Here is a 26,038-nt window from a genome sequence, read left to right on the forward strand (position 1 = left end):
GGCACAAGTGGCGTACGGCGTCCTGAAATCAGGACGCCCGTTCGATGCCACGTTGCACACAGAAAATGCTTGCGTGGCATAACAGTATCTACAAAACGCGCGATTCCTGCATTCTGGGGTAGGCCGGGTTAGCGAAGCGCCACCCGGCAATAAAACCTACTTCGCCAGTTGCGCCATCTTCCACACCGCAGCCACATTGCGAGCGGTGAGCTTCAGATTTTCATGCGCACCTTCCAGCGCCTGCGGCAGGGTCACAATCCCCGGTAGAATCGCGAACGCAGCATCAAGCCCGTGTTCGTACACCACCTGATGATCGTCTTTTAATCCACCCGCCAGCGCAATCACAGGCTTGTTGTGACGCTTCGCTACGGTTGCCACGCCAATCGGCGTTTTACCGCAGATACTCTGGCTGTCGAGCCGCCCTTCTCCGGTTACCACCAGCGTGGCATCTTTAACGTGCTCATCCAGCTTCAGCGCTTCCACCACGATCTCCACGCCGGGTTTGAGCTGCGCATTGAGCAACCCAACCAGTGCCGCGCCCATTCCTCCGGCTGCGCCTGCGCCCGCCACTTCTCGCACGTCTCGCCCGGTGGTTTTCGCCATCAGCTGGCCCCAGTTGTTGAGGATAGCGTCGAGTTGCCTGACCATCTCTGGTGTCGCCCCTTTCTGCGGGCCGAAAACGGCTGACGCGCCATTTGGGCCGCACAGTGGATTGTTCACATCACAAGCCACCGTGAGCGAAACCTCCGCCAGCCGTGGATGCAGGCCGCTTAACTCAATATGAGCAAGCTTTTCTAATGCGCCACCACTGTGAGCAAGCGCGTGACCTTCAGCATCAACCAACGCCGCACCCAGCGCCTGCATCATGCCTGCGCCACCGTCATTGGTTGCGCTGCCGCCGATCCCCAAAATGATGCGCTCGACGCCAGATTCCAGCGCCGCGACAATCAATTCTCCGGTGCCGAAACTGGTCGTATTCAGCGGGTTACGCAGTTCAGGGGCGACATAATGCAACCCGGACGCGGCAGCCATCTCAATGATTGCCGTTTGTCCATCACCCATCAGGCCCCAGCGAGCACTTACTTTCTCGCCCAGCGGCCCTGTCACCTCGGTAAACTGATAACGGCCTTCGGTCGCTTCGACCATTGATTCCACGGTACCTTCGCCGCCATCGGCCATCGGCACGGTGACATAGTCCGCATCCGGATAAATCTGTCGAAACCCAGCTTCAATGGCGCGAGCAACATTCAGGGCCGAGAGGCTTTCTTTGAAAGAATCAGGTGCAATTACAATTTTCATCATCGTTATCCTGCGAATCCGAACACGCCAAACATCAGTGTAGACATGACGGCAATGGTCAAACCGACCAGCGTCTCATAAGGCATCAGCTTCAGACGCTCACGGATCTGCATGTTGACGCTGCCGCCTGTGGCGTGGAAGAAGCTGCCGTGTGGTAAGTGATCGAGCACGGTTGCGCCCGCGTGGATCATCGCTGCGCCCGCTAACGCTGAAACGCCGAGTTCAACCAGGGTTGGCGCGAAGACGCTGGATGCCACTGCGGTGCCCGCAGTTGTTGAGGCGGTCGCCATCGACATGATGGCACCCGAAACCGGTGCCAGCACCCAGGCAGGCAAGCCGGAAGCCGTCAGGCCGTGGATCAGCACATCTTTCAGTTCGGAGTTGGCAATAATGCCAGCCAGCGTTCCTGTCCCCAAAAGCATGATGGCAACAGGTGCCATACGCGTCAGGCCAGCCACCATGTACTGGTTAGCGTGGCGTGCGCGGCCCATCAGCATCAGACCGATCAGGCCGCCGACAGGGAGAGCAATCAGAGGGTCAATGTTGATACCGGCAATCGGACGCAGAGAAAGCAGCACAATGGCGACCAGCGGGGCGCTGACCGACACCAGAAAACCCGGTTGATCGGCATGCGCGCCCTGAACCACAACTTCTTCCTGCGTCACCATGGTGCCTTTGCGGCTCAGTTTTTTCGCAAGGAAATAAGCCATCGCCAGGCCAAACAGCCCCGGGATCACGCCCGCCATCATGATTGAGGTCAGCGGCACGTGGAAAGCATCAGCCGCCGCAATCGCATTCGGATTAGGCGACATCACGTTCCCCGCCTTACCGCCACCAATCATCGCCAGCAAGATCGCCGTTTTCGACAACCCGGCACGGTGAGCAATCGAAAGCGCAATCGGTGCCACGGTGATCACCGCTACGTCGACAAACACCCCCACCGCAGTCAGGCAAAGTGTGGCAATCGCCAGCGCCAACAAAGCGCGAGTTTCACCGACTTTTTTAACCACCGTTCCCGCGATCGTATTCGCGGCCCCGGACTCAATCAGCACGCCTGCCAGCACACCCGCAGCCAGAATACGCAGTACGGCATTGGTTATCCCTTGTGCGCCCGTCACCATCAGCTTCACGGTTTCAACCACATCCGCGCCGCCAACCAGCCCGCCAATTAATGCCCCTGCCATCATGCCGTAGGCAGGAGAAACCTTTCTTAAAATCAGTAAGATGGCCACCACCAATGCGGCGATAGCTCCCAGAGTAGAGATGGACGTCATTTTTTAGCGCCTCCTTTGTAAGGTACCGGCGCAGTATGAGGAAAGGCGTGCAGAATGGAGTTAGTGCTTTTAACGAAGTTTTGCTAATTGAGTGGGGGTTAAATTGTGGGAACCTACAATTTCGGTTTGCAGCTGCATGCCAATGAACAACCAAAGAATACTCTTTAAGTCATTGATTTTAATTTGCAGGATCTCTTCGCAGCGCTGAAGACGATAGCGAAGAGTATTGACGTGGATATGCAGGTGCTTCGCGGTTTGAGTAAGCTCACAGTTCTGCTCAAACCATGCACGCAAGGTGGTTTGCAACACGCCTTTGCTGTCATTTTCCAACAGCTTCGCCCACAACCGCGACAACTCCTGCGCCTGCCAGCTCTCGGAAATTTCCCCCAGCAACGCAGGTAAAGCGTAGTCATGATAGAAGACATACTGATTTTTGAACTTCTGCCTTTTCACCATCGCCTGCGTCGCCTTCGCCGTTTGCCAGGAACGGTGCCAGCCTCTCGCGCCAGGGAAATGGCCACCGACCACGATGCGGCTGAATCCTGAAGTACTTGCCCAGGATTTAAACGTCTGCAGCTCGCGCATTTCCTGCTGCAAATCCCAGTTTTCCCCTTTCAGGGCAATCGGCTTGATGATGATAAGTTCGTTGAAATCGCTGAAGGTCACCAGATGGTCGCGCGCGCTGTTTTCGAAATAATCCAGCAGGTTGCGCAGCGCTTCGCGGTCGGGCTGACGTAGCTCGATAATCGCCACGACGCGCGGTAATTCGGGGTCAACGCCCAGATAAGAAACCATATCGTGCAGCGCATCTGCGGGCGGTTCCCGCATGATGAGCTGGTTGATGAGATCTTCGCGGTAGCGTTTATCCCACTGCTTTTGCTCAATCAGCGCCATGTGCTCGATGACCAGCTCTGAGGCCATTTTCACCAGCTCGGCATAAGCCCGAACCTCTTCCGGCTCGCCGGTAATGCCCAGCACGCCAAGCAGTTGCCCGTGAAAGGAAATGGGCAGGTTGATGCCCGGTTTTACGCCCTTCAGCCGGTTTGCCGTAGCGGTATCAATTTCGACCACACGGTTATCTTTCAGCGCCAGAATCGCCCCTTCATGGCGCTGCTGCAGACGAGAAGGTTCGCCAGAGGCGATGATAATTCCCTCTTCGTTCATCACGTTGACCGACCACGGGATGATTTTCATCGCCCGCTGGACAATCTGCCGGGCGGTGGCTTCCTTCAGGTACTGCTTTTTCACGCTTCCTCTACCGCCGGGCTGTCCGGCCAGGCGTGAACCACAGCCTTAATGAGCGTTGCCAGCGGAATGGCAAAGAACACGCCCCAGAATCCCCACAGGCCGCCGAAGATAACCACCGACAGGATAATCACCAACGGATGCAGGTTCACCGCTTCCGAGAACAGCACCGGCACCAGCAGGTTGCCATCCAGCCCCTGAATAATCAGGTACACCGCAAACAGGCTCCAGAACTCAGTGCCGAGGCCAAACTGGAACAACGCCACAAAGACCATTGGAATGGTCACCACGAAGGCACCGATATAAGGGATCAGCACCGACAGCCCCACCAGCACGGCGAGCAACAGGGAATAGTTCAGACCGAACAGCAGGAAGCCAATCCAGGTGGCGACCCCCACCACAATCATCTCCAGCACTTTACCGCGGATGTAGTTAGTGATTTGCTGGTTCATTTCTTTCCAGACCTGGCCTGCCAGACCCCGGTTACGCGGCAACACGCGGCGCACAGCGTTCAGCATCTGCTCTTTGTCTTTCACCAGGAAGAACACCATCAGCGGGACTAAGACCAGATAGACCGCGAGAGTCAGCAGCCCGACCAGCGAGGCGAGAGAATATTTCACCACTGAATCGCCCAGGGTCAGCATTCGACTGCGCATGTTTTCAGCCATCGCATCAATAATGCCCGCATCCATTAAAGCAGGATAACGACGCGGCAATGTGGCGGCAAAATCAGAGAGTTTATTGAGCATGCCTGGCATGTCGCGAATCAGATTGATCCCCTGTTGCCACGCCACTGGCATTACCACAAACGCCATCAGCAGCAAAATGCCGACGAAGACGACAAGCACAATCGACGTGGCCCAGCGCCGGGAGCAGCCAATGCGCTCAAGGCGAACCGTTGGCCACTCAAGCAGATAAGCGAGCACAATTGCCACCAGCAACGGGGCGAGCAGGCCGCTAAAGAAGAAGAGGATGCCGAACCCGGCAAGCAGAATGACCAGCAGTGCAATCGCCTCCGGGTCGCTGAAGCGACGACGATACCACTGCATTAACATTTCGAGCATAAAACACCGTATCCCTGAATAGTGGGCAAAAGGCCCTCGGGAAGTGTATCGAAATGTCACAAAAAAGACTCCGTTTTTTGTCCCTCAGCGCACCAGACACTAAAAGTGATATAAGGGCGTTTTCAAGCGAACAACTGGGCGCTACACTGCGTGAGCCGCCGACATGGAACGTTATGCCTCGTTGTCGGTCAAACTCGCATACCCTACACACAGGACCGAGCTATGTTCAGGCAGTTAAAGAAAACGCTGGTTGCGACACTTATCGCGTCGTTGACGCTGAGCCAGGCTTTGCCCGCTTTTGCGGATACCGCAGACTCGCTGCCAGATATGGGCACCACTGCCGGAAGCACGCTCTCTATCGGGCAGGAACTGCAGATGGGCGATTTCTATGTTCGCCAACTGCGCGGCAGTGCGCCACTGGTCAACGATCCGCTGTTGGTCCAGTACATTAACGGTCTGGGGATGCGCCTTGTCGCGCACGCCAACTCCGTGCGCACACCGTTTCACTTCTTTTTAATCAACAACGATGAGCTCAACGCCTTCGCCTTCTTCGGCGGCAACGTGGTGCTGCACTCTGCGCTGTTCCGTTATGCCGACACCGAAAGCCAGCTGGCTTCGGTTATGGCGCACGAAATCTCCCACGTGACTCAACGCCACCTGGCGCGTGCGATGGAAGATCAGAAGCGTAATGCGCCGCTGACGTGGGTGGGTGCCCTCGGTTCCATTCTACTGGCGATGGCGAGCCCACAAGCCGGTATGGCCGCGCTCACCGGTACGCTGGCAGGTACGCAACAAGGGCTTATCAGCTTTACGCGTCAGAACGAAGAAGAAGCTGACCGCATCGGGATTCAGGTTTTGCAGCGTTCCGGCTTTGATCCTCAAGCCATGCCGCAGTTTATGGATAAGCTGTTGGATCAGTCGCGCTACTCTTCGCGTCCGCCAGAAATGCTGCTGACACACCCCTTACCGGAAAGCCGTCTGGCCGATGCGCGTAACCGTGCAAACCAGATGCGTCCGGTGGTTGTGCAATCCTCTGAAGATTTCTACATGGCCAAAGCGCGTATTCTGGGCATGTACAACAATGGTCAGAATCAGCTTGGTACTGACCTGCTGGACAGCTGGTCGAAAGGCAACATCCGTGAACAGCACGCCGCACAGTACGGTCGCGCGCTGCTGGCGATGCAGAAAGATAATTTTGCCGAAGCCACTAAACAGCTTCAGCCGCTGCTCACCGCCAATCCGCAAAACGCCTGGTATCTCGATCTGGCAACCGACATTTCACTGGGGCAGAAAAAGAACGACGAAGCCGTTAACCGTCTGAAAGGTGCCGCAGAATTACGAACCAATCCGGTGTTGCAGCTCAACCTGGCTAACGCCCTGCTTGAGTCAGGTAAACCCGCGGAAGCCGCAACGCTGCTGAACCGCTATACGTTTACCTATAAAGATGACACCAACGGCTGGGATTTGCTGGCTCAGGCCGAAGGGCAACTGGGCAACCGGGATCAGGAATTAGCCGCCCGTGCTGAAAATATGGCGCTGGTTGGCCGACTCGATCAGGCCATTTCTCTGCTCAGTAGCGCCAGTTCACAGGTGAAACTCGGCAGCCTGCAACAGGCCCGCTATGACGCGCGAATCGACCAGTTCCGCCAGTTGCAGGAAACCTTTAAACCGTATACCAAGATGTAAGGATACCCGATGAGTAATGCCGTCACGATTTATCACAACCCACGCTGTTCCAAGAGCCGCGAAACGTTAGCGCTGCTGAAGGAGAAAGGCGTTGAGCCGGAAGTCGTGCTTTATCTGGACACGCCGCCGGATGCAGCAACCGTGAAAAATCTGCTGAAGATGCTCGGCATGAAAAGCGCTCGTGAACTGATGCGCCAGAAAGAAGAGGTGTACAAAGAGCTGAATCTGGCCGACAGCGCCCTGAGCGAAGCCGACCTGATCAAAGCGATGATCGCCAATCCTAAACTGATTGAACGCCCAATCGTCATTAAAAACGGCCAGGCACGCATCGGCCGCCCGCCAGAGTCCGTGCTGGATATCCTCTAATCCTGATGCCGCAGCGCTTCCAGAAAAGCCTGCGGCGTTAGCTCCCCAAGTTTCTTTTGCGCCTTTCCCGTATTCCACAACTCGCACAAACGCTGAACCAACGCATCCGGTTCGCTTGCTGCCGGAATCAAGGTATTCAAAGATTCGCTGAATGTAATGGTGGATAATTCGCCAGCAGGAATGTCACGCCGAACTAGCCCAGAGCGTTCTGCCTGCAGCCATTTTACCTTTTCAGTCTCAATACATTGAATAGCAGCCGGACAGCGTTCCAGTACTTCACTCAGCCAGTTTTGCACCAACGCCAGAGAGATCCCCGAATACACCCGCGCCTGACACCAGCCGCTGACCGGCTCACGCGCCCAAAGCAAATGGTGATCGCCGCCGTCATCCATCGTCATCGACAGCAGTCGGTAATGCACGGTTAAGGTATTCGGCTGCGCACCTGCCTTCAGGGCTTTCTTGCCCTGCACGGCCGCTTTCTGCCGCTGATGCGCCGGAGCCAAATAACGGTTCAGCGTGGCACGAGAGACAGGAATCCCCAGCCCCTCGTTCACCATGATCAGTAATTCATCAAGCGGTGCATTCAGGGTGTCACGCAGGGCGTTAATCAACATCACCTGTTCTGATCTCATCGCTTTGTGTACCACGTGAGGCGTGGTATGCCGATCATCTATCTGCTGCCGATTGCGCCAGCGCCGGACTGTGGTGACGGAAATGCCCAACTCTTTCGCCAGTTCCCGGTCGCTTTTATCGGACTGTTGCAGGTAACGACGCACTCGCGGCGTGGTGGTCGCGTTAGCATGCAGCTTAATTTCCATCGTCTGTCCCCAGGGTGAATTCAGAACTAATCATGTGAGACTTATGTTACTCACGCACTGGCAATGTGACCGGATTCACCTTTCACCTCTGCGCTTTCACTGATAATCCGCAGTCATAACACACAACCGTCCAGCCAGTCTCGTGCGGAGCTCACAATGAACAATGTTCTGGGATTTTTAGAAGCGAAATTGATGCCTCTGGCCGCCAAAGCCGCCCAGCAGCGTCACCTGGGTGCCATTCGCGGTGCCTATGTCTCTTTCATGCCGTTTATTATTGTCGGTTCGATCCTGCTGGTGATTTCATCGTTCCCGAATCAGGGCTACCAGCAGTTCATGTCTCACACCTTTGGTGACAGCTGGAGCAGCATCGTTGAGATCCCTTTCAATGCGGTGTTCTCGACCATGTCGCTGTTTGTCAGCTTCCTTGTGGCTTATCGCCTGGCGGAACACTACAAAGAAGACCGCATCTCCTGCGGCATTCTGGCGCTGGTGAGTTTCCTGATCCTGACCCCGTTTATCAAAGTGGCGGAAAACGGCGGGATCACCGTGATGCCGGTCGAGTGGATTGGCAGTAAAGGCTTGTTCGTGGCGATGATTGGTTCGCTGCTGTGGACTGAGCTGTTCTGCTGGCTGAAGCGCAAAAAACTGGTCATCAAAATGCCCGATGGCGTGCCGCCTGCGGTACAGGAATCTTTTGCTGCATTGATTCCGGCACTGGTGGTGATGATTCTGGTGCTGGTTATCCGCATCGGCTTTGAAAACACCCATTACAACACCATCCACCAGTTCATTTATGAAGTGGTCGCCACGCCGGTGCGTCATTATGGCACCTCCTATTTTGGCGCGCTGATGACGGTATTCAGCATCACCATTCTGTGGTCTGTCGGCATTAACTCCGGCTCGATGATCAACGGCATCATTCGCCCGCTGTGGATGGAAAACCAGACCGACAACATCGCCGCCATTCAGGCCGGAGTAACGCCTCCGCACATCATTACCGAGCAGTTCTTCGACATGATCTGGATGGGCGGCGCGGGTGCGACACTGTCGCTGGTTATCGCGATGCTGATTTTCGCCCGCAGTAAGAACATGCGTGAAGTGGCGCGGCTTGGTGCCGGGGCCTCCATCTTCAATATCAACGAACCGGTGCTGTTTGGCCTGCCGGTGATCATGAACCCGATAATGCTTATTCCTTTCAATCTCGTGCCGCTGGTGCTGGTCACCGTGCAGTATGTGGCGATGAAAATCGGGGCTGTCGCGGTCACCACCGGCGTGTTTATTCCGTGGACGCTGCCGCCGGTGCTGAGCGGGTTTATCGTCACCGGCCATCTGTCCGGCAGTGTGATGCAAATCATCAACCTGCTGATTGGCGCGATGCTGTACCTACCATTTATGCGCATTGTCGATAAGCAGTACCGTGCCGCAGAAGTCGTTACCGAAAGTGAAGCCAGCGTACTGGCAAAACAGGAGTCATAAAGATGTGGGGAATTATTGCAACCTGGCGTATGGCGCTGGAAGGGGTCACTGAATCCGCGTCTGCGCTTGCCGCAGGGAATGCTGCGTCGGCCGCCGTGGTCGATGCCGTTGCTGCCGTAGAAGATTTTCCGTATTACAAATCCGTCGGCTTTGGCGGCCTGCCCACTGAAAACGGCGAAGTAGAGCTGGATGCTGCGTTTATGGATGGCGACACGCTGGCCTTTGGCGCGGTGGGCAACCTTATTGATATCGCTAATCCGGTGCGTGTGGCGCATGCGCTCAGCCGTCAGCGCTATAACTCTTTACTGGTCGGCCAGGGCGCACGCGAATGGGCGCTGGAGCAAGGGTTCAGCCATAAAGAGATGTTGACCGAGCGCGCCATGCAGCACTATCGCAAACGCTGCCGGGAAACACTCGACAAAGGGCTCAGCCCGTACGACGGCCACGACACCGTCGGCATTATCGGCCTCGATAAACAAGGCTCGATGAGCGTTGCGACCTCCACCAGCGGCCTGTTCATGAAGAAACGCGGGCGCATCGGCGATTCACCGATTATGGGTTCCGGCTTTTATTGCGACAGCGAAATCGGGGCCGCCACCGCAACCGGCGTGGGTGAAGACCTGATGAAAGGCTGCACCAGCTACGAAATCGTACGCCGCATGGCGGGCGGCATGACGCCACAGCAAGCGGCAGATTCCGTGGTCTTCGAACTGGAAGATAAGCTGATGTCACGCTTTGGCCGTGCGGGCGATTTGTCGGTGGTGTGCATGAATCGCCAGGGCGAATTTGGTGCCTCGACCAACATTAAAACGTTCTCCTTTGTGGTCGCCACGGAAAAACAGCCGTTAACTGTTTTCCGCGCTGAACGCCATAAAGAAAAAACTCACTACCAGCCGGTGGACGAGGAATGGATGCAGGCTTACGCCGAACGTATTCGCGCCCCGATTGAGGAGTAACCCATGGAATATCGTTTAATCACACGCTCTGCAGAGGTGACGCCGCGTAGTCATTTGATTAGCCACGCGGGCAGCCCGCTGTTGACGGAATTTGATATCCCGGCGCTGGCAGACATGATTGCGCATGCGAACGCGGGTCACGTTGCGGATAGCCGTTTTGCCTGCGCGCCCTTTGCCAGAATCACACTGATTCCAGACTCAGCGTGGCAGGATGCACTGACTGACAGCTTGCTGACGCATCTGCGTCCACTGTTTAAATCGCCCGCCAGTGAAGAAGTGATCCTTGATTGCACTTCGTTGACGGAGGATAGCATTCGGGATCCTGCCCTGCGCTGGTTCTTCAATCTCGATCATAACCTCGACGACCTGGGGCTGCGGAAACGCGATTCACAGCAGCTGCGGGTTAAAAAGCTCAGCGGGTTCTGCCTGCCAGGGCAACAATCAGTGATGAGCGAGGCATTTCGTCAGCAGCATGCCATCGCGAAGGGAATGCTTGCCGCTCGTCGTCTGGCGGACATTCCTTCAGAAACCTGCACGCCACAGTTTGTGGTGGAAGAAGCACAGCGCCTGTGTGCTCACTACCCGGCACTGAGCTGCGAAGTCCTGGACGAAAAGGCCATTGTCGAACAAGGGCTTGGGCTACTGCACGCAGTCGGCAAAGGTGCTTCTCGCCCCCCTCGCCTGCTCGCCATTCACTACAATGGCGCGGAAACTGGCCCCGTTCGCAGCTATGTTGGCAAAGGCATTACCTTTGACACCGGCGGCCTGTGGCTAAAAGAAGGCGCAGGCATGTACACCATGAAATACGACATGTGCGGCGCGGCGAATGTGCTGGGGTTGATGCTGAGCATTGCAGAGCTGAAGCTGCCCGTTCGCGTCATGGGCGTGCTGGCACTGGCAGAAAACGCCATCGGCCCGGACGCGATGCAGCCTGGCAGTGTGGCCCGCGCCTGTAATGGCCTGACGGTAGAAATCAACAATACCGATGCAGAAGGCCGACTGGTACTGGCGGACGCCATCGCCTGGGCCAGCCAACGCCACCCGCAGACCCAATACATTATCGACATGGCGACGCTCACGGGTGCTGTTGTAAAAGCACTGGGCTATGAGCTGAGCGGGCTGATGACACAAGATGAAGCGCTACGCTGTGCGTTAACGCAGGCAGGAGAAAAGAGTGGAGATGAAGTGTGGTCGCTGCCGCTGGATAAACGGCTGAAAAAGCAGACCGAAAGCACGATCGCGGATCTCTGTAATACGCCGACCAATAACGCCGCGATCAGCGCTTCAGCCGCCTGGCTGCTGCACCACTTCTGTCCGCCAGACATTCCGTGGGCACACCTGGATGTCAGCGGGACAGCGTTGTGGCGTGAAGGCGGCAGAAGTGTGGCTTCAGGGAGACCGATTCCTTTGCTGATGCAGCATTTGCTGGATGATCTTCAGTAACTGAGATAACCCCTCTCCCCGGCCCTCTCCCGCGGGGAGAGGGAGAAGAACAAAGCCCGCAAATAACAGTCCCCTCTCCCCGCAAGAGAGGGAGAAGAACAAAGACCGCACATAACAGTCCTCTCTCCCCACAAGCGAGGGAGAAGAACAAAGCCCACAAATAACAGTCCCCTCTTCCCGCAAGAGAGGGAGAAGAACAAAGCCCGCACATAACAGTCCCCTCTCCCTGTGGGAGAGGGTTAGGGAGAGGGGCCAGCGCTAGAGCTTAAGGATCTCTTTCACAAAAGGAATGGTCAGCTTGCGCTGTGCAGTAATGGAAGCCCGATCTAACTGATCCAGCGTCATAAAGAGGGTTCGCGTTTCGCGGTCGAGACGCTTCATCAGGAAGCGGCAGACGTCTTCCGGCATCTCAAAACCACGCATTTTGGCCCGCAGCTGTAATGCCTGCAGTTTGTCTTCGTCAGACAGCGGTTGCAGCTTGTAGATTTGCCCCCAGTCAAGGCGCGAAGCCAGATCCGGCAAGCCCAAATTCAACTGACGTGGTGGACGATCGCCGGTTATCAGCAGACGCGTTTTACCGGATTCCAGAATGCGATTGTAGAGATTGAAAATCGCCATTTCCCACGGTTCGTCACCCGCCACACATTCGATATTGTCGATACACACCAGCGCCAGATGTTCCATGCCATCAAGCACTTCCGGCACAAACCAGGTGCGTTTATCTAACGGCACATACCCGACCGCATCGCCACGCTGTGAGAGTTCTGCACAGGCTGCGTGCAGCAAATGGCTGCGGCCCGCGCCTTCACGCGACCAGACATAAACGTATCCGCTGTGATCCTGGCGTAGCATGGTTTGCACGGCAGCAAGTAAAGAGGCGTTATCACCCGGCCAGAAACTCGCGAAGGTTTCGTCATCGGGCAAATAGAGTGGCAGAGAGAGCTGAGCCGGAGCGTTCAGAGTGACCTCAACATGGGACTGCAAAAAATCGCCATGAGTGTAACACAAAAGGCGTGAGGGAGAGAACCGGGCGGATCGCCCGGCGCAGATCGGTAGCGGCCCTATCCTTATCTCAATACAAAAAATAGCGCCATATAAAAAACCAGGAAAATCAATTTATTGATTTTCGGCCGCTTACCACAAAGAAGGAAAAACCACGCTTTTTCCTTCTTTGTCCCCAATAATTACCGGGCGGATCGTCCGCCCGGTTAAAGGATCAATGTGACGGTGTGTCGCTGTCTGCGGCATCCAGCACCACTTCTTCCGGACGCAGGACGCTGATCAGTTTGAAGATCAGGCTCAGGGCAATGCCGACGATCGTCGCCAGCGCCATGCCTTTCAGTTCAGCCGCTCCGATGTGCACCTTCGCACCGCTCACACCGATGATCAGAATGACCGACGTCAGGATCAGGTTTTGCGCTTTGCTGTAGTCCACTTTGGACTCGATCAGTACGCGAATACCGGAAGCGCCGATCACGCCGTACAGCAGCAGGGAAACACCGCCCATGACAGGAACCGGGATGATTTGAATCGCTGCCGCCAGTTTACCGACACAGGAAAGCAGGATCGCAATGATGGCCGCGCCGCCGATAACCCAGGTGCTGTACACGCGAGTAATCGCCATCACGCCAATGTTTTCGCCGTAAGTGGTGTTTGGCGTGGAACCAAAGAATCCGGAAATCACAGTCGACAAACCATTAGCGAACATCGAACGGTGCAAACCAGGGTCTTTAATTAAGTCTTTTTTGACGATGTTCGCAGTCACGACGAGGTGACCTACGTGTTCTGCGATAACCACCAGTGCCGCAGGCAGAATAGTGAAGATGGCAAACCACTCAAAACGCGGGGTGTAGAAGGTTGGCAGCGCGAACCAGTGCGCCTGTGAAATCGCGGTGGTGTCGACCATGCCGAGGGCAAACGACAAGCCGTAACCCACCAGCACGCCAATCAGAATCGGGATAATCGCCATAAAGCCGCGGAACAGCACGGAACCGAAAACGGTCACGCCTAAAGTCACCATCGACACGAGAATAACTTTGCTGTCGACGCTCTGCCCATCAGCAGGCAACAGACCCGCCATGTTAGCTGCCACGCCCGCCAGCTCCAGACCGATAACCGCGACAATCGCGCCCATCGCTGCAGGCGGGAACATCACATCCAGCCAGCCGGTACCGGCTTTCTTCACGATAAACGACACCAGGCAGAACAGGACGCCGCACATGATGAAGCCACCGAGCGCCACTTCATAGCCCAGCGGCAGAAGCAGCAGCACCGGGGAGATAAACGCAAAGCTGGAGCCGAGATACGCCGGAATTTTGCCTTTGCATATGAACAGATACAGCAACGTGCCAATGCCGTTAAACAGCAGGACCGTTGCCGGGTTAATATGAAAAAGCACAGGCACCAGCACGGTTGCGCCAAACATGGCGAACAGATGCTGCAAACTAAGCGGGATGGTCTGCAAAAGCGGTGGTCTTTCACTTACCCCGATAGCACGGCGCGTCATAGGTCTTTCCTCTTATTATGGGTTTATGGGTGTTGTGTTTTAGTCAAAAAAAAGCCGACTCTCAAAGTCGGCTCTTTTTAATGAATCACTTATTTAGTACCAAAAATCTTATCGCCAGCATCGCCGAGGCCCGGAATGATGTATCCGTGCTCGTTGAGGCCCTGATCAATGGATGCGGTGTAGAGTTCGACATCCGGGTGCGCTTTTTCCAGCGCGGCGATACCTTCCGGAGCAGCAACCAGAACCAGCACCTTAATGCTGGAGCAGCCCGCGTTTTTCAGCAGGTCGATGGTGGCAATCATAGAGCCACCGGTTGCCAGCATTGGGTCAACCACCAGCGCCATACGCTCGTCGATGTTAGACACCAGTTTCTGGAAATACGGCACTGGCTCAAGCGTTTCTTCATTACGGTAGATACCCACCACAGAAATACGCGCGCTCGGTACGTGCTCAAGCACGCCTTCCATCATGCCCAGACCCGCACGCAGGATTGGCACAACGGTGATTTTCTTGCCCTTAATCTGCTCAACCTGCACCGGGCCATTCCAGCCTTCGATGGTGACAGTTTCCGTTTCCAGGTCGGAAGTGGCTTCATAAGTCAGTAAGCTGCCGACTTCTGAGGCGAGTTCACGGAAGCGTTTGGTACTGATATCGTGCTCGCGCATCAGGCCCAGCTTGTGTTTGACGAGTGGGTGTTTCACTTCCACAATCTTCATTCTCTTTCTCCTCTGAGGGGCAGCCACAAAAAAAATCGCGGGATTATACCGCTTTTTCTTCGAAGCGCCATACCTGTTAGATCAAGCCCGGCGATTAACACAATGTTACTTATTATAAAATAAGGACAAAAATAAACCCCGCTGGAGGTAAAAAAGCAAAAATCCTCTATTAAGAGGATTTTTTAGTGTTTGCCCCCCTCGCCCTGTGGGAGAGGGGCCGGGGGAGAGGGCATCAGGCAGCTCAGGTCGGCTCAGGCGAAACCGGAACCCAATTACAGCGACTCGCCGTTGCTACCGATTACCTTCTTATACCAGTCGAAAGATTTCTTGCGACTACGCTCAAGTGTGCCGTTGCCTTCGTTATCTTTATCGACATAGATAAAGCCGTAGCGTTTTTTCATCTCGCCGGTTCCGGCAGACACCAGATCGATGCAGCCCCAAGGGGTGTAGCCCATCAGATCTACGCCATCTTCCACCACCGCTTTTTTCATTTCCGCGATGTGGGCAGAGAGATAGTCAATACGGTACTGGTCGTTAACGCTGCCGTCGGCTTCGCGTACGTCGATGGCACCAAACCCGTTCTCCACAATAAACAGCGGCAGCTGGTAGTGATCCCAGAACCAGTTCAGGGAATAGCGCAGCCCCACCGGATCAATCTGCCAGCCCCAGTCGGATTTTTTCACATACGGGTTCGAGACCAGCGCTTTGGTTTCGTCGTAATCCAGCTGCGGGTTGTCTTCGGTCGCTTTGGTGGCAAACGACATGTAATAGCTGAAACCGATGTAATCCACGCAGCCTTGTTTCAGTGCCGCTTTGTCTTCTTCGGTGATATCAAACTGGAAGCCACGACGCTGGAAGTAGTTCAGCAGATGCTGCGGGTATTTGCCGCGCACGTGCACATCGGTGAACCAGTAACGTTTATGCATGGCGTTCATCGCCATCATCATGTCGTCCGGCGCACAGGTCAGCGGGTAAATTGGGCACATGGCAATCATGCAACCGACCTGCAGCGATGGGTTAATCTCGCGGGCGATTTTCACCGCCAGGGCGCTGGCGACCAGCTCGTAGTGCGCCGCCTGATACATGATCGGCTCACGATCTTCACCCGGCTCATATTTAATGCCAGAGTTGGTGAACGGCGCGAAATCTTCGTGGTAGTTCGCCTGATTGTTGATCTCGTTGAAGGTCATCCAGTACTTCACTTTGTGCTGATAGCGTTCGAACGCCACTTTCGCGAAGCGCACAAAGAAGTCGATAGTTTTACGGTTACGCCAGCCGCCGTATTCCTTCACCAGATAATAAGGCATCTCAAAGTGAGACAGCGTGATAACCGGTTCGATACCGTATTTCAGGCACTCATCAAACAGGTCATCGTAAAATTTCAGGCCCGCTTCATTCGGCTCCAGCTCGTCGCCTTTCGGGAACAGACGCGTCCACGCAAGAGAAGTACGGAAGCACTTGAAGCCCATTTCGGCGAACAGCTTGATGTCATCTTTATAGCGATGATAGAAATCAATCGCTTCGTGGTTCGGGTAGTTTTTCCCTGGCAGCACGCCGTCGGTAATTTCACGCGGTACGCCGTGCGCGCCAGCGGTCATCACATCGGCCACGCTTGGGCCTTTACCGCCCTCTTTCCAGCCGCCTTCTAATTGATGCGCCGCAACGGCTCCGCCCCACAGAAAATCGTGTTTAAATCCGGACATAACAACTCCCTCTTTAACGTTCAGACTGCTGATTAAAATGGTAAACCGCGCCGAGTAAACCGGCGTCGTTGCCGTGGCTGACGGTATCGATGTAGTCATCAATGCCAAACCACGCGAGATGCTGTTTCAGTTGTGCCAAAAACCCTGGGCGCTCTGTAATGCCGCCGCCAAGCAAAATGGTTTGCGGATCGAACAGATTCACCAGGTTATACAGACCCGCGCCAATGCCATTGAAGAAATCCTCCACCAGCCGCTGGCAGGTCGCATCACCTGCGTCATAAGCATCGAAAATCTCTTCGCCGCTGACGTCATCCAGCGGTTTGCCCGTGTGTTGGCTATAACGACGACGCAGTACGCGCAGCGTGCAGGTGGCATTCATGGTGTAGTGGGTGGGGTGGCGTGTTCCGGGGCGTTCGGTGAACATGTAGCCAAATTCGCCGCCGCGAAACCTCGCGCCGCGCACCAGCTGGTTATTGCAGAAAATTGCCCCGCCGATGCCGGTGCCGATAGTCAGCACCAGAAAGTCGCTCATCTCGGAGGCTTTGCCGCGCCAGCGCTCTGCTAGCAGCACGCAGTTGGCGTCGTTTTCAATGGCTACCGGAAGAGAAGTGCGTTCTTCAAGCCAGGCTTTGATGGCAAAGTTATCGAACTTGCGGATGGCCCCGCCCATTTCGATAAAGCCGGTATGAGGATTCACATAGCCAGGCGCGCTGATGGCAATGCCTTCGCATTCAGGATGGGATGTTATCCAGCTCATGATGTGTTGCAGAATTTGATCGCCGTCGCTGTCGGTGATCGTCGCTTTTTCCTTGGCGAGGATCTCGCCTTGCTGGGTGACTATCCCCATTTTCAACGCCGTTCCACCTATATCAAATGCGGCAATGTGCATTTGTTCCACTCCTCCTGAGGGCCATTTCAGAAACCGGTTTCAGTGGGATATTGTGTGCTCTGGCACGAACCTGCAAGCATTAAACTGTACCCGGTTTCATTTTCGTGAACAGGGTCAAATTTGCCTGTCGAAGCGGCTGAAACGTGCAAAAACTCGCCAATAAAAGATATCCACCGCCCAGGCTCGCAAACGTTTGCTTAGGCTGTTAGAATGGCGCCGATTTTATTTGCTAACGCCATCGCGTGGAGACTTTGCAGTGACCGACAAAACCTCTCTCAGCTATAAAGATGCCGGTGTTGATATCGACGCAGGTAATGCTCTGGTTGACCGAATCAAAGGTGTGGTGAAGAAAACCCGCCGCCCGGAAGTGATGGGTGGCCTGGGTGGCTTCGGCGCACTGTGCGCGCTGCCGCAAAAATATCGTGAGCCGGTGCTGGTTTCCGGTACCGATGGCGTTGGCACCAAACTGCGTCTGGCGATGGATCTGAAACGTCACGACACCATCGGCATCGACCTGGTGGCGATGTGTGTCAACGATCTGGTGGTTCAGGGCGCTGAGCCTCTGTTCTTCCTCGATTACTACGCCACGGGCAAGCTGGACGTTGACACGGCTTCCAGCGTGATCACCGGGATCGCCGAAGGTTGCCTGCAATCGGGCTGCGCACTGGTCGGTGGCGAAACGGCTGAAATGCCAGGGATGTATCACGGCGAAGATTACGACGTGGCAGGTTTCTGCGTGGGCGTGGTTGAGAAGTCCGAAATCATTGACGGCAGCAAAGTGGCAGACGGCGATGTGCTGATTGCGCTGGGCTCCAGTGGTCCGCACTCCAACGGCTACTCGCTGGTACGCAAAATCATTGAAGTGAGCGGCTGCAATCCGGAAACCGAAGAGCTGGACGGCAAGTCACTGGCCGACCATCTGCTGGCGCCGACTCGCATTTATGTGAAAAACATTCTTGAGCTTATCGCCAACGTTGACGTTCACGCGATTGCGCACCTGACCGGCGGCGGCTTCTGGGAAAATATCCCGCGCGTACTGCCGGACAACACTCAGGCCGTTATCGACGAAGCCTCCTGGCAGTGGCCGTCTGTGTTCAACTGGCTGCAAAAAGCCGGCAACGTCAGCCAGCATGAAATGTACCGCACCTTTAACTGCGGCGTGGGCATGGTCATCGCCCTGCCAGCGTCTGAAGCTGACAAAGCCGTGGCGCTGATGACGGAGAAAGGTGAAAACGCGTGGAAAATCGGGTATATCAAAGCATCCGATTCTGAACAGCGTGTGGTCATCGAGTAATGAAAAATATTGTGGTGCTGATTTCTGGCAACGGAAGCAATTTGCAGGCGATTATCGATGCCTGCAAGCAGAAGAAAATCAACGGCACCCTGCGGGCAGTGTTCAGCAATAAGGCCGATGCGTTCGGCCTTGAACGCGCGCGTGAAGCTGAGATCCCGGCACACGCGCTGGCTGCCAGCCAGTTTCCGAGCCGTGAAGCGTTTGATCGTGAACTGATGCAAGAGATCGACGCTTACGCGCCGGATGTCGTAGTACTGGCGGGCTATATGCGCATCCTGAGCCCTGAGTTCGTGGCGCATTATCAGGGGCGTTTGCTGAATATCCACCCTTCCCTGCTGCCAAAATATCCAGGCCTCAATACGCATCGCCAGGTGCTGGACAACGGCGATGAAGAGCATGGCACTTCTGTGCATTTCGTCACCGATGAACTGGACGGCGGGCCGGTGATTTTACAAGCCAAAGTCCCGGTGTTTGAAGGCGATTCTGAAGAAGAAATCACCGATCGCGTTCAGCATCAGGAACACGCCATTTACCCTTTAGTGGTGAGCTGGTTTGTCGATGGGCGTCTGGAAATGAAAGGCAATACCGCCTGGCTGGATGGCGTTCAGTTGCCTGAGCAGGGTTACGCTTCCGAAGAATGATCCGATTGTCGGGTGGCGCTACGCTTACCCGACCTACCAAACCGTAGGCATGTGCAAGCGCAGCGCCGCCAGGCATTTGAACGCCTCAACGCCTTAATATCCCCCAGAAAAAATTAACTGTCATACTTTGCTGGCACAATTGGACATATCAGGGCAAAGCTCGCCATAATGTGAAGGCTGTCCGCGTCAATCAACCGGAGTGTAAGTAGTAATGGGTCAGGATAAGCTTTACATCGAAAAAGAACTCAGTTGGTTATCTTTTAACGAGCGTGTTCTCCAGGAAGCGGCGGATAAAAGCAACCCGTTGATAGAGCGCATGCGGTTTTTGGGCATTTATTCGAATAACCTCGATGAGTTCTACAAGGTGCGTTTTGCTGAACTGAAACGCCGCATCATCATTAACGAAGAACAAGGCATTACCGCCCATTCCCGGCATTTGCTCGGTAAAATTCAGGCCCGCGTGCTGAAAGCCGACCAGGAATTCGACAGCCTCTATAACGAGCTGCTGCTTGAAATGGCGCGTAACCAAATCTTCCTGATTAATGAACGCCAGCTTTCAGTGAATCAGCAAAGCTGGTTACGTCACTACTTCAAACACTACCTGCGCCAGCACATCACCCCTATTCTGATTAACCGCGAAACCGATCTGGTGTCGTTCCTGAAGGATGATTACACCTATCTGGCGGTGGAAATTATTCGCGGCGATGAAATTAGCTACGCGCTGCTCGAAATCCCGTCTGATAAGGTTCCGCGTTTCGTCAATCTGCCGCCGGAAACCCCGCGCCGCCGCAAGCCGATGATCCTGCTGGACAACATTCTGCGCTATTGCCTGGACGACATCTTCAAAGGCTTCTTTGATTACGACGCGCTGAATGCCTACTCGATGAAAATGACCCGTGACGCCGAATATGACCTGGTGCACGAGATGGAATCGAGCCTGATGGAGCTGATGTCCTCCAGCCTGAAACAGCGTCTGACGGCAGAACCGGTGCGCTTTGTGTACCAGCGTGATATGCCAGATGCGATGGTCGAGATGCTGCGCAAGAAATTCGCCATCACCCGTTATGATTCCATCGTGCCGGGCGGTCGGTATCACAACTTTAAAGATTTCATTGGCTTCCCAAACGTTGGCAAAGCCAATCTGGTCAACAAGCCACTGCCGCGTTTGCGCCATATCTGGTTTGATAAATTCCGCAACGGCTTTGACGCCATTCGCGAACGCGACGTGCTGCTCTACTATCCGTATCACACCTTTGAGCACGTGCTGGAACTGCTGCGTCAGGCGTCATTCGACCCGAGCGTACTGGCCATCAAAATCAATATTTACCGCGTGGCGAAAGACTCACGCATTATTGATTCGATGATCCACGCCGCGCACAACGGCAAGAAAGTGACGGTGGTCGTGGAATTGCAGGCTCGCTTCGATGAAGAAGCCAACATCCATTGGGCGAAACGCCTGACGGAAGCGGGTGTGCACGTGATCTTCTCTGCGCCAGGCCTGAAAATTCACGCCAAGCTGTTCCTGATCTCCCGTAAAGAAGGCGACAATGTGGTGCGTTACGCCCATATCGGCACCGGGAACTTCAACGAAAAAACAGCCCGAATTTATACCGACTACTCGCTGCTGACCGCCGATGCACGCATCACCAACGAAGTGCGTCGGGTGTTTAACTTCATTGAAAACCCGTATCGCCCGGTCAACTTCGACTATCTGATGGTGTCGCCGCAAAACTCCCGTCGTCTACTGTACGACATGATCGACAAAGAAATTGCAAATGCACAAAACGGTCAGCCATCCGGTATTACACTTAAGCTGAACAACCTGGTGGATAAAGGGTTGGTCGACCGACTGTATGCGGCGTCCAGTTCTGGCGTTCCGGTGAATCTGCTGGTCCGCGGCATGTGTTCGCTTATCCCACAGCTGGAAGGGATCAGCGATAATATTAACGTGATCAGCATCGTTGACCGTTACCTTGAGCACGACCGGATCTATATTTTTGAAGACGGTGGGAATAAAAAAGTGTGGCTCTCCTCAGCCGACTGGATGACGCGAAACATCGATTACCGTATCGAAGTCGCCACGCCGCTGCTGGACCCACGCCTGAAACAACACGTTCTGGATATTATCGACATTCTGTTTAGCGATACGGTGAAAGCCCGATTTATCGACAAAGAACTGAGTAATCGTTACGTGCCCCGCGGCAATCGCCGCAAAGTTCGGTCACAGCTGGCGATTTACGACTATATCAAATCATTCGAGCAACCCGATTAATCTATGCCCATCAAAACCAAAACAACAAGACCGCAGGAGATTGCTGCGGTCGACCTGGGATCGAACAGTTTTCACATGGTCATCGCGCGCGTGGTGGATGGCGCGTTGCAAATCATTGGCCGTCTGAAACAGCGCGTCCATCTGGCCGATGGCCTGGATGCCAACAACATGCTGAGTGAAGAGGCGATGGAGCGCGGGCTGAATTGCCTGTCGCTGTTTGCCGAACGCCTGCAAGGGTTTTCGCCTGCCAACGTGGTTATCGTCGGTACCCATACGCTGCGTCAGGCACTGAATGCGCCGGAGTTTCTCAAGCGGGCGGAAAAAGTCATCCCCTACCCGATTGAAATTATTTCCGGCAATGAAGAAGCACGCCTGATTTTTATGGGTGTGGAACACACGCAGCCGGAAAAAGGCCGCAAGCTGGTTATCGATATTGGCGGCGGCTCGACTGAACTGGTTATCGGTGAAGACTTTACGCCACAGTTGGTAGAAAGCCGTCGAATGGGCTGCGTCAGCTTCGCGCAGATGTTCTTCCCAGGTGGCGTTATCAGCAAAGAGAACTTCCAGCGTGCGCGTCTGGCCGCTGTGCAAAAACTGGAAACCCTGTCCTGGCAATATCGTATTCAGGGCTGGAACGTGGCGATGGGCGCGTCGGGTACCATTAAAGCCGTCCATGAAGTGCTGGTCGAAATGGGCGAGAAAGACGGGCTCATCACGCCGGAGCGCCTGGAAAAAGTGGTGGAAGAAGCGCTGAAATGTAAAAACTTCTCGTCGCTAAGCCTGCCGGGTTTATCGGAAGACCGTCAGGCCGTCTTTATGCCGGGCCTTGCCATCCTTTGCGGGGTGTTCGATTCACTGGCAATTAAGGAACTGCGCCTTTCAGATGGGGCGTTGCGTGAAGGCGTGCTGTATGAAATGGAAGGCCGCTTCCGCCATGACGATATTCGCAGCCGTACCGCAGAAAGTCTTGCCAGTCAGTATCACATTGACCGTGAGCAGGCTCGCCGCGTGCTGGACACCACCAATCACATTTATGAGCAGTGGCTGGAGCAGAATCCTAAACAGGCACATCCGCAGCTTGCGGCGCTGTTAAAGTGGTCTGCGATGCTGCATGAAGTGGGGTTGAACATTAATCACAGCGGGATGCATCGTCATTCGGCCTACATCCTGCAAAACAGTGATTTGCCCGGTTTTAATCAGGAACAACAAACCCTGATTGCCACGCTGGTTCGCTACCATCGCAAAGGGGTAAAGCTCGACGATTTGCCGCGCTTTACGCTGTTTAAGAAGAAGCAGTTCCTGCCGATGATCCAACTGCTGCGCCTCGGCGTGCTGTTGAATAATCAGCGCCAGGCAACCACCACACCGCCGACGTTAAAACTCACGACGGAAGCCAATCACTGGACGCTCTGCTTCCCGCACGACTGGTTTACCCAGAACGCGCTGGTGCTGCTCGATTTGGAAAAAGAGCAGCAATACTGGCAGGGCGTGACTGGCTGGATGCTGAAAATTACGGAAGAAGAATCACCAGATATCGCGGCCTGACGCCGGTTTATCTTTCTGTTCGGCAACCAGATTCGCTAACGGTTCTGGTTTGCCGATACAGAAGCCCTGCAGGTAATCAATCCCCAGTCCTAACGCCGCTTCCCGAATCTCTTCCGTTTCAACATACTCCGCGACAACCTGCATGTTCTTCATTCTTGCCAGATGGCAAATCGAAGAGACAATCTGGTAATCGAGGCTGCTTGAAAGCAGGTTCATGATAAAGCTGCCGTCAATTTTGAGGATATCCGCGCTCACTTTTTTCAGGCGCGCATAGCTGGCATACCCCGTACCAAAATCGTCGATGGCAATTCTGCAGCCCAGCGCCCGTAGCTGTTCCATGTTCTGACTGGCTTGCTCAGGATGGCTCAGTGACTGGCTCTCAGTTATTTCAAAAATAACCTGCCAGCCCTGGATATTGTACCGTTTGAGGTGTTCCTCCACGGTTTTGGGGAACCGCGAGCCACAGGCCGATGAAGGCGAGATGTTAATCGACAATCTTAAGCCCGGCAGGGCATTGCGATGCTGGTCCATAAAGCGCAACGTATTGTCGAGCACCCATAAATCAATTCGCGATGAAAGACCGAACTCATGCGCGACGGGCAGGAAGTCGTCCGGCGCGATAAGCTGGCCGTCTTCGCCTTCCAGGCGCAACAGAACCTCATGATAGCTATCGCCACGAATCCCAACGATGGGCTGCGCCATCAGCTGGAATTTACCGTGTTCCAGCGCCAGCTGCAGATGATTCATCATCATTACTTTGTCTCTAAGACGCTGCTGCAGATGCATGGCATTTCGGTGCTGCAAACTTTCCGGCGAACCGGTGACTAACGATAAATTAGCAATCGTACTGAGTTCGCCAAGCAACATCGGCAACTGCATTACCGGGCTGCGAACGTGGCAGTAACTGACTCCGACGTTCGGTTGCAGCGGCATTCCGTCCCAGACAAAGCGGAATTTTTTGATGCGTTCATCGATCGCCTGAATACGTGACTCATGCCCTTCGGTATTCAGACGGATAACCAAATCATGCCCGGAAAGCTGGTACACACTTTCACCCGGCAGCAGTTCAGGCTCCAGCCATTTACCCAGATTTTGTTTGTACTGAATGCGCACCATCATGCCGTAGTGGCGACCCAGCACTTCAAGTTCAGGAACGCGTAAGAAGCACAGCACCGACCATGGCGTGGCAGCCAGTTTGCGGCTCAGCGCCCACAGATTCGGCATCTGCACGACAGGATCGATATACGCCATGCGCCTTACCCGGGCGTGGATATTGCGTTGCTGCGTGGCCAGCATTGCCATGTAAACCACAATAAACGAGAACACCAGATAGCTGGAGGAGGTGATCGCCAGCTGATTGCTGTAGCTCGGGTAAATCGGCATGTAGCGATAATAGAAGTGAATGCTCACAATCAGAACTATCGTCCAGACCAGGGACATCAACCGGTAGCCAAAACGCATTGAGCCCCACAGCATGACCGGCAGCAGCAGCGACAGCGTGTAGTTAGTCGTAAAAATCGACGCGGCATTGGCGTTGGGGATCAGCAACAGGCCCATGATGATCATCAGCAGCACCGACCACACCACCATTTCGGTCATCGTAACTTTACGGTCGATTTGCAAACGAAGCTGCGAGACAAAAGCGCGAAGATGCTTTGGATTGCGAATGATGCGGATAATCAAATAACACATCGGCACGCCGGTCAGGCAACCCACCAGCATTGACTGGTAGTTGATCAAACTGTGCAGGGTTAAAGGCCCGGTACTCGCCGTGGAGATCCTTGCGGGTAATATCCCAAAGAAAACGGAGAAGAGCAGGATGAGCTGAAAAATGCTTGCCGGAAAAAACACCTGCCAAAACAGCCGCTGCAACATCAGACGATCGGTGCCGTAGGAAATGTGGTTGCGCCGTGGAGCGAACACGCGATAGCCGCCCCAGCTCAGGATAATGGGGATTAAGAAATGACAGATGATGCCGAGTTTTTCAGGCGCGCTCATACCGTGGCCGATGATCAGCCAAATGCCTAACACAATCCCAGGGAGCGCTTCCCAGCCAAAAAACAGCATAAAGCTGAGCAGCAGGGCTAATGGCAGGTAATAAAGCGCGACAATGCCGCCGTCAATGCGGGTGAAGGTGTTCGCGCAGCGGGCAAGAGGCAACAGAAGCGTGGGCAGAAACAGGGGAAGCCCCCACCACTTATCCCGATTCTTTTTATAATATTCAGTTAACTGCATATTTGCTCAACAGAAACCCCAACTCCTGATGGGCAGATTCAGACAGGCATCCCACCTGACATAAGTTCACCGCGATGACTTTACTGCGCGGAGCTGGACAGGGGATTGTAATGAGCATTGGGGCTTAATATTTGACTTAGATCAATAAAACCGGTTTCAGTTTTGATTAAAGAGATTCAAGTTTGGCCTTCTGCGGTGATGAAGCCACCGACAGTCAATTTGAACATATTTTATTCAATTGTTAATTGACCCTGCCGTCCTGCTGTGCCTTAATGGGCTCATCGCCCGATATCAGGTATGCTAAAAGGACCCCTTAAGTGAGCCAGGCTACGCCAATGCGCAAACGAAACCAGTTCAACACTCGTATGACGCGGATTATTATTCTTATCAGCTTCCTCTTTTTCGCAGGCCGCTTTATCTACTCGTCTATCGGCGCGTGGTACCATCACCAGGACAAACAAGCCGCACAACAATCCAGCCAGGTGACTGAAACACCCGTTCGCGACGAGCAAGACTGACCACAATTGGGTACAGATAGCCTCCTGACGGCCATGTAGCCGTAGCAAGATCATTCCGAAAACACTTTCCTGTCTTCCTGTATTGGCCGCAG

General features: G+C 54.5%; 21 protein-coding genes. 10 read left to right on the forward strand and 11 right to left on the reverse strand.

Translation table 11 applies throughout. From position 1 onward, the window contains the following. Positions 1-156: 156 nt before the first annotated feature. The 4 genes from ACI2I2_RS13710 to ACI2I2_RS13725 all read right to left on the reverse strand — a co-directional run bounded on the left by ACI2I2_RS13710 (position 157) and on the right by ACI2I2_RS13725 (position 4,882). Positions 157-1,299, reverse strand: a complete 1,143-nt coding sequence (locus tag ACI2I2_RS13710; protein WP_404658489.1) for a glycerate kinase — start codon at positions 1,297-1,299, stop codon at positions 157-159. A 5-nt stretch (positions 1,300-1,304) separates the two neighbouring features. After that, entirely contained in the window at positions 1,305-2,573 is a 1,269-nt protein-coding gene (locus ACI2I2_RS13715; protein ID WP_404658405.1) for a GntP family permease, read from the reverse strand. A gap of 69 nt (positions 2,574-2,642) precedes the next feature. Further along, the gene (locus ACI2I2_RS13720; RefSeq protein ID WP_404658490.1) at positions 2,643-3,767 is read right to left on the reverse strand and encodes a sugar diacid recognition domain-containing protein; all 1,125 of its coding nucleotides are present in this window, start codon (positions 3,765-3,767) and stop codon (positions 2,643-2,645) included. Positions 3,768-3,817: 50 nt separating this feature from the next. Next, positions 3,818-4,882: an AI-2E family transporter gene (locus tag ACI2I2_RS13725; protein ID WP_404658406.1), complete on the reverse strand. Its 1,065-nt coding sequence runs from the start codon at positions 4,880-4,882 to the stop codon at positions 3,818-3,820. A gap of 222 nt (positions 4,883-5,104) precedes the next feature. Between ACI2I2_RS13725 and bepA the strand changes: the two genes are divergently transcribed. Continuing rightward, positions 5,105-6,568 (forward strand): beta-barrel assembly-enhancing protease, encoded by a 1,464-nt coding sequence (gene bepA, locus ACI2I2_RS13730; protein ID WP_404658407.1) that lies wholly within the window; start codon positions 5,105-5,107, stop codon positions 6,566-6,568. Positions 6,569-6,577: 9 nt separating this feature from the next. Next, positions 6,578-6,934 (forward strand): arsenate reductase (glutaredoxin), encoded by a 357-nt coding sequence (arsC, locus tag ACI2I2_RS13735; RefSeq protein WP_404658408.1) that lies wholly within the window; start codon positions 6,578-6,580, stop codon positions 6,932-6,934. Here arsC and ACI2I2_RS13740 read toward each other — a convergent pair. Further along, positions 6,931-7,752 carry a helix-turn-helix domain-containing protein gene (locus ACI2I2_RS13740; protein ID WP_404658409.1) on the reverse strand — a complete coding sequence of 274 codons (822 nt, stop codon included), beginning with the start codon at positions 7,750-7,752 and terminating at the stop codon, positions 6,931-6,933. The genes arsC and ACI2I2_RS13740 overlap by 4 nt on opposite strands. Before the next feature lie 156 nt (positions 7,753-7,908). Between ACI2I2_RS13740 and celB the strand changes: the two genes are divergently transcribed. Genes celB through ACI2I2_RS13755 form a run of 3 tightly spaced genes read left to right on the forward strand, consistent with a single transcriptional unit; the run spans position 7,909 to position 11,627 of the window. Beyond that, entirely contained in the window at positions 7,909-9,228 is a 1,320-nt protein-coding gene (gene celB, locus ACI2I2_RS13745) for a PTS cellobiose transporter subunit IIC (RefSeq protein WP_404658410.1), read from the forward strand. 2 nt (positions 9,229-9,230) lie between these two features. Next, positions 9,231-10,184: a N(4)-(beta-N-acetylglucosaminyl)-L-asparaginase gene (locus ACI2I2_RS13750; RefSeq protein ID WP_404658411.1), complete on the forward strand. Its 954-nt coding sequence runs from the start codon at positions 9,231-9,233 to the stop codon at positions 10,182-10,184. A 3-nt stretch (positions 10,185-10,187) separates the two neighbouring features. Next, positions 10,188-11,627: a leucyl aminopeptidase family protein gene (locus tag ACI2I2_RS13755; protein ID WP_404658412.1), complete on the forward strand. Its 1,440-nt coding sequence runs from the start codon at positions 10,188-10,190 to the stop codon at positions 11,625-11,627. A gap of 258 nt (positions 11,628-11,885) precedes the next feature. Here the strand turns inward: ACI2I2_RS13755 and ACI2I2_RS13760 are convergent, their stop codons facing one another. The 5 genes from ACI2I2_RS13760 to bglK form a co-directional block, all read right to left on the reverse strand. Next, the gene (locus ACI2I2_RS13760; RefSeq protein WP_330983075.1) at positions 11,886-12,587 is read right to left on the reverse strand and encodes a DnaA inactivator Hda; all 702 of its coding nucleotides are present in this window, start codon (positions 12,585-12,587) and stop codon (positions 11,886-11,888) included. Between the two features lie 256 nt (positions 12,588-12,843). After that, positions 12,844-14,133, reverse strand: a complete 1,290-nt coding sequence (gene uraA / locus ACI2I2_RS13765) for a uracil permease (protein WP_404658413.1) — start codon at positions 14,131-14,133, stop codon at positions 12,844-12,846. An 89-nt stretch (positions 14,134-14,222) separates the two neighbouring features. After that, positions 14,223-14,849, reverse strand: coding sequence for a uracil phosphoribosyltransferase (gene upp, locus ACI2I2_RS13770; protein ID WP_110508987.1), 627 nt, complete (start codon positions 14,847-14,849; stop codon positions 14,223-14,225). A gap of 272 nt (positions 14,850-15,121) precedes the next feature. Further along, positions 15,122-16,552, reverse strand: coding sequence for a 6-phospho-beta-glucosidase (locus tag ACI2I2_RS13775; protein ID WP_404658414.1), 1,431 nt, complete (start codon positions 16,550-16,552; stop codon positions 15,122-15,124). A gap of 13 nt (positions 16,553-16,565) precedes the next feature. After that, a complete protein-coding gene (gene bglK, locus ACI2I2_RS13780; RefSeq protein ID WP_404658415.1) occupies positions 16,566-17,441 on the reverse strand; it encodes a beta-glucoside kinase BglK in 876 nt (291 codons plus the stop codon). A 256-nt stretch (positions 17,442-17,697) separates the two neighbouring features. Between bglK and purM the strand changes: the two genes are divergently transcribed. From purM to ppx, 4 genes are all read left to right on the forward strand, one after another. Beyond that, entirely contained in the window at positions 17,698-18,735 is a 1,038-nt protein-coding gene (purM, locus tag ACI2I2_RS13785; protein ID WP_404658416.1) for a phosphoribosylformylglycinamidine cyclo-ligase, read from the forward strand. Further along, positions 18,735-19,376, forward strand: a complete 642-nt coding sequence (gene purN, locus ACI2I2_RS13790; protein WP_404658417.1) for a phosphoribosylglycinamide formyltransferase — start codon at positions 18,735-18,737, stop codon at positions 19,374-19,376. Before purM ends, purN begins: the two co-directional genes overlap by 1 nt. Positions 19,377-19,587: 211 nt before the next feature. Next, complete coding sequence (ppk1, locus tag ACI2I2_RS13795; protein ID WP_404658418.1) at positions 19,588-21,648, forward strand: polyphosphate kinase 1; 2,061 nt, start codon at positions 19,588-19,590, stop codon at positions 21,646-21,648. Positions 21,649-21,651: 3 nt separating this feature from the next. Then, positions 21,652-23,193: an exopolyphosphatase gene (ppx, locus tag ACI2I2_RS13800; protein WP_404658419.1), complete on the forward strand. Its 1,542-nt coding sequence runs from the start codon at positions 21,652-21,654 to the stop codon at positions 23,191-23,193. Here ppx and ACI2I2_RS13805 read toward each other — a convergent pair. Then, positions 23,173-25,428, reverse strand: a complete 2,256-nt coding sequence (locus ACI2I2_RS13805) for an EAL domain-containing protein (RefSeq protein ID WP_404658420.1) — start codon at positions 25,426-25,428, stop codon at positions 23,173-23,175. The two genes, ppx and ACI2I2_RS13805, sit on opposite strands and share 21 nt — an antisense overlap. Before the next feature lie 317 nt (positions 25,429-25,745). On the opposite strand from ACI2I2_RS13805, the gene ACI2I2_RS13810 reads away from it, so the two are divergent. Beyond that, positions 25,746-25,946, forward strand: coding sequence for a YfgG family protein (locus tag ACI2I2_RS13810; RefSeq protein ID WP_404658421.1), 201 nt, complete (start codon positions 25,746-25,748; stop codon positions 25,944-25,946). Positions 25,947-26,038: the final 92 nt, after the last annotated feature.

It is taken from the genome of Scandinavium sp. NPDC088450, from assembly GCF_044900545.1.
In the GTDB taxonomy this organism is placed as follows: Bacteria; Pseudomonadota; Gammaproteobacteria; order Enterobacterales; family Enterobacteriaceae; genus Scandinavium.